The sequence below is a fragment of the Planctomycetia bacterium genome, from assembly GCA_034440135.1.
GTDB lineage: Bacteria > Planctomycetota > Planctomycetia > Pirellulales > JALHLM01 > JALHLM01.
The window spans coordinates 1-5,010 of sequence record JAWXBP010000320.1 but is presented as its reverse complement, the minus strand read 5'-3'; the positions used below and the strand labels follow the sequence as shown (position 1 = coordinate 5,010).

Sequence of the window (5,010 nt, the reverse complement as noted above, 5' to 3'; positions counted from 1 at the left end):
GTCTTGCCGGCACTCGGCATCACTTGCGGATGGGCGCCCAGCGGAAACCAGATGTCAGTCGCGCTGATCGGCGATCGCCCCTGGAATCCGCTGGGCGCCACACCCGCGATGACGACGGAGTGGCCATTGATGAGAATGTTCTGCCCGATCGCGGCCGGGGCCTGATTGAAGAGCCGGTCCCACAGCCGCCGGCTGATGACGGCGACCGGCGCGTCGGCGGTGGGTTGCTCCTCGTGCGGTGCAAACCCGCGGCCCGGCAGCGGCCTCACACCGAGGACGTCGAAGTAGTTGGCGGTCACGACCTCCGCCTCGATCCGATGTGGATCGCGCTCGCTCGGGATCGACAGATCAACCGCAAGGGGCGAGGTGGCGGCAAGGCCGCTCAGACCGGGAGTGCCGTCACGGATGTCGGCGTAGTCGAGATACGACACCCAATAGCTGCCCTGACGGCTGGCCGCTTGAAAGCGGATGGTCACCAACTCTGACGGCCGATCGACGCCCGGCAGCGGACGCAGCAGGACGGAGTTGAAGACCGAATACATCGCGGTGCTGGCGCCAATGCCAATCGCGAGCGTGGTGACGATGGCGGCGGCTTGCCAGGGCTGGCGCTTCAGGCCGCGGACGGCGAGGCGCAGATCTCTCAGGGAATCACGCATGGGGAACCTTCTTTGAATGGAGGTGGCGACGGCGTCGCGGCTACGGGCCAGACGCATGCGGCCGCCGATGCGCGCGATGTGCGCCGCGCGCCAGAGTGCGGAGTGGTGGGCTTCTTCTTCGGCGATGGCGACAGCGATCGCGCGACGCCAGTCGGGGGGTACGCAGATCAGTGCGAGACGTTCGAACAGGCTCATGACTTTCGCCCGCTGCCGGGCGCGAGCACCGTGCCGGCCTGAAGGTGAGCGATCATCCGTTGCGCCGCTTTGAGCGCATCAAGACCGTGGCGCTCGAGCTTGAAGCATCGTCGCGCCTTGCCGCCGGGTTCCGGTGTCGGATCGTCGAACCACGACGAGACATACCTTTTGCGTTCAAGCCGATCGAGCGTCACGTAGATGGAGCCGCGGGACAACTCGATGCCCACGCGCTCCTTGAGTTCTTCCCTGATCGGCGCGGCATACGCTCCGTCGCCCAGCCGCAGAATCGCCAGCAGCACCAGTTGCTCGACCTCACCCAATACTGAAAGTCCCTCCGTTTTCACGCGTCCTCCTTTGGCATTGCTCACTTAGTAAGCAATAGACGCATGGACCGGGGGATTGGTTGGGGACCCGGAACGCAGAACCCTGAACCGCAGCGAAGCGGGTGTTAGCCCGCCCGTTTGATTCTGTAAGTAGAGATTTTGCGGGAGAGGGTATTCCGGTGCAGCCCGGTGATTTTGGCGGCTTTGCAGACGTTGAAGTCTGTCTTCGCAAACGTCTGACAGGAGAGGTTATGTCAGGGACAACCCCTTAATACGGCCTATCGGCTTGACTTCGAACGTTGGACCGTCTAGCATCCACGCCTCTCCAGTCGTTTCAGGCGGAATCGCTAGTTTCTCTAGGAGCACACATGAGTCGCTTTTTCTCCACGTTCGCCAGACTCTGTCTGCTCGCAATCGTCGTTGTCAGCTATGGATCGACGAGAACCACCCTTGTCGCCGTCGGCGCCCACTTGGAACACTCCTCGAATCATTCGGACGATCACGACCACGACGGCGAAGATGATAGCTTCGCCTCATGTACGCAGGGCTGCGGCTGTTGCAACAACTGGCAGTGCACGGGGTATCACTGGGCGGTTGCATGCTGGGGCACCGGGTGTCTATCGCATCCGGGCACCAATTGCTTCGGCGTCGTGCTCGATTCGACGGTGCCGGACAATAGGAACTCCTGATGCGGCGACGGCCCGCGGCGACAGATTGCCGCGGGCCGTTGCCTAACTCTAAGACTATAAGGCGTTCGAGTAGAAGCGAGGGCGGCGATGATTGATCCTCACAGCAGCCACAAGTCGAGGCAGAAAAGGCACCTCTTTGAGATCATCGTGATCTGCGCGATCGCCTCTGGTACCAGCGCGCCGTCGGCTTTTCAGACGGCACGTCCCACATCTTTGGAGGGTGAATGGCACGTTGTCGCCATCGAGCGTGATGGAAAGCGCATTACTGACCCGTCGGCTATTCGGGAGATGCGGTTGACATTCGTCGGCGACACGGTGATTGTCGCGGGCCTGTACGGGAGCGAAACGCAACGATGTCGCTTTTCGCTCACAGATTCAACTTCACCGAAGCGACTCGATTGGACACGGCCAGACGGCACTACGGATCGGATGCTCTATGAGGCGGTTGACAAGATTTTGAGGATTGCATTTTCGTTCCAGGGATCAACGGACCGACCTGAGGTACTGTCGGGCGCCCCTGGGTCGAAGGCGATTGTGATGAGGCTGGAGCGCTCGGGTTCGAAATAAGCTGGGGAGCCAGCGAATTCCATGCGTAACTCCCGGCTCTGGTTTGTTGTCGGCACAACTGCCAGGTCCCTGCTCGCGAAACCATGGTTGACGATCCCGATTGTGGCGGTCGCCACGGTCGCTCTCGCGGCGAACACCGCGTTCTTTGCTGTCGTAGACTCTACCTTTCTGCAGGAACCGGCCGTACGCGATTCCGCCAATCTCGTTTATCTCGACTTGGCCCCGGCGGACCTCGCCGGTCTCGTCACACACAATCGAAGCCGTCTTGGGGAACTGCAGTCGTATTTCGAGGGCACGAAGACCGTAGCCAATCATGCGGCGATTAACCTGGAGCCGGCATTCGATACTGCCAGTCCCGCACAGACAGAGTGGCGCCTCCGGTCGGCGTACGTCTCGCCCGGCTTCACGGACCTGTTTGGAGTGTCGCCAGTAGCTGGCCACGCACTTAGTGACGCCGGTTCGATTGGGTCACCCCGCGACGTGTTGATTGCGTATGACCTTTGGAGAGCGCGATTTGGTTTGGACCGTGCGGTCATCGGTCGAGTCATCGAGATTTCCGGATCTCAGCGCGATGCGACGTGGCGGGTGGCAGGTGTCATGCCACCGGGTTTCCACTTTCCGAAAGGGGTGAATTTCTGGATTGCCTCCGCAGAACCGAACCCCTTGCGGATTCCAACGTTCGCGCGACTCGCGCCGCACGTCTCGATCGAACAACTGCGCGCCGAAGTCCGACCAGTCCGGGTGATTCCGTTCACGGACTACGTGCGGCCCGAGAATGCCGTCTTTGTCCTCTATTTTGCGATTGCTGGACTCGGGTCGATCATCGGGGCTTGGCTGCAGGTCGGTTCGCTCTTGTTGACAAGAACTGTGGAACGGACGACCGAGCTTCGCGTGCGCCGGGCTTTAGGCGCCACTGGACGCGATCTCATGACGCTCGTGGTGCTGGAGTCAGGGCTACTTGTTGCGCTCTCGCTGGTCCTGTCGTGGCTCATGACTCCGATACTGGCCGGGGTGATCGTGCGCCTGTTGCCGGATTCAGGTGTATTTGCTGAAGCAGTAAGGCTCGATTGGCGCGCGATCGTGTTTTCGTCCGTCATAGCGGGCGCAGGAATGGTCATGCTCTCAATAGGCTGCCTCAGCGCGGTCCGGCATGCCGACCCGCTGCCACTTTCCCGCGGGGGATCAGAGGGGCACGAGGCGCAGACCGTGTCACGCATACGTCGATCGATATTTGTTCTTCAGATCGGGAGTGCGACGGCCCTGCTGTACATCGCGGCAATGGTCGGCGACTCGTATGTGCAGGTGGCCTCCGTTGATTTAGGATTTGTTCCCGAGCGGCTGCTCGTTCTTCCGGTGCCATCGTTGCCCAGGCAGCCGCTCAACACCGATCGCGACATCTTCGCAGAGCGTCGTGCGCATACGGCGCGCGTCCTCGAGCGCGTCAAGGGTTTGCACGGAGTAGCAGGCGCCGCGGCATCGGGTGTGTTTCCCTTGCAACAGTCGCGTTGTGAGCCGCAGCTTTTTGTCGCGGGAAAGGACAAAGGCGGTCAGGGCATTGCTGGCCTGGTCTGTGGCGTGACCTCGGGTTTCTTCGACGTCCTGGACGTTACGTTGACTCGCGGAGCAGAACCGACCCCAAATGAAACCCTTGTGCTCTCAGCAGAAGGCGGCCCCGCGGTCGCGAACACGTCGCTGGCTCGGTACCTCCAGCAGTTCGGAGAACCCGTGGATCAGGACGTATTCCTGAAGCCCGCGTACTTCCATCGGGTCGTTGGAGTTGCGCCAGACATCAAGCTCGACCGCCCGGATGATCGAGATCGGCCGACTCTTTTTGTCTATGGTCGACCGGCGGACGGATCGGTCGTCCTGATTCGCATCGCCGCGACGGAGGACATCGCCTCACTCGCCCAATCCGTTCAGGGCGCCGGTCGAGAGGTCTGGGGCGCTCGCGCTCCCCGACACGTGGTGCAATTGAAGGACGTGGCCGTGCGGGCAACGGCTGACTACCGGGGCAGAGCCATGATCATCTGGCTCGCTTGCCTCGGGGCAGTTCCTCTGGTCCTCGCCGGCTTGGCCGGCGCCTCGGCTCATGCGTTCGCGCAACGTCGCCGCGAGTTGGCAATGCGGATGGCGTTGGGGCTCGCGCCTCTAGGCGTGGCCGCGTACTTCCTTCGACAGTTCACGACTTCGTGCCTTCTGAGTGTGTCGATTGGAATCGCAGTTGGCATTGCCGCCAGCCGCTCTATGGGTGCACTAATGTTCGGGGTCAGCGGTACGTACGTGCCCGCGGCGATAGGTGTGGCGAGCGTCATGGTTCTCGTGTGTCTATTAATGATCGCGATTCCGCTTAGACGCCTTGGTCGAACAAGCATCGCGCAGATGTTGGGGACCCAGTAAGCGGTCGGCAATCAGTTCATCGCCCACTTGGGCGGATCTGCGGATCTGCGGAGCGCGTCGGCCCGCTATATCGAGGGCGTGGAGAGGCCCCTGACGCGTACGAGCGACCGTGCGGCGTGACGAAGTTCTTAGACTTTCCACCGCGGCTGCTATCGTTGGCCCGCCCGTGCCCCGGGGCGCCGT

General features: G+C 61.7%; 4 protein-coding genes. 2 read left to right on the top strand and 2 right to left on the bottom strand.

Annotated features, from left to right (window positions below):
- Both SGJ19_19540 and SGJ19_19535 read right to left on the bottom strand, forming a co-directional pair.
- Positions 1–851, bottom strand: an 851-nt coding sequence (locus SGJ19_19540; GenBank protein ID MDZ4782445.1) for an ABC transporter permease, incomplete at its 3' end; no start/stop codon positions are given.
- Complete coding sequence (locus SGJ19_19535) at positions 848–1,195, bottom strand: helix-turn-helix transcriptional regulator (GenBank protein ID MDZ4782444.1); 348 nt, start codon at positions 1,193–1,195, stop codon at positions 848–850. The genes SGJ19_19540 and SGJ19_19535, both read right to left, overlap by 4 nt.
- Before the next feature lie 755 nt (positions 1,196–1,950).
- On the opposite strand from SGJ19_19535, the gene SGJ19_19530 reads away from it, so the two are divergent.
- On the top strand, positions 1,951–2,430 hold the full coding sequence (locus tag SGJ19_19530) for a TIGR03067 domain-containing protein (protein ID MDZ4782443.1): 480 nt from the start codon (positions 1,951–1,953) through the stop codon (positions 2,428–2,430).
- Between the two features lie 87 nt (positions 2,431–2,517).
- Positions 2,518–4,827, top strand: coding sequence for an ABC transporter permease (locus SGJ19_19525; protein ID MDZ4782442.1), 2,310 nt, complete (start codon positions 2,518–2,520; stop codon positions 4,825–4,827).
- Positions 4,828–5,010 lie beyond the last annotated feature (183 nt).

Excerpts from the sequence above, each read along its gene's own strand:
- SGJ19_19530 (MDZ4782443.1), top strand. The coding sequence starts at position 1,951 with ATGATTGATCCTCACAGCAGCCACAAGTCGAGGCAGAAAAGGCACCTC.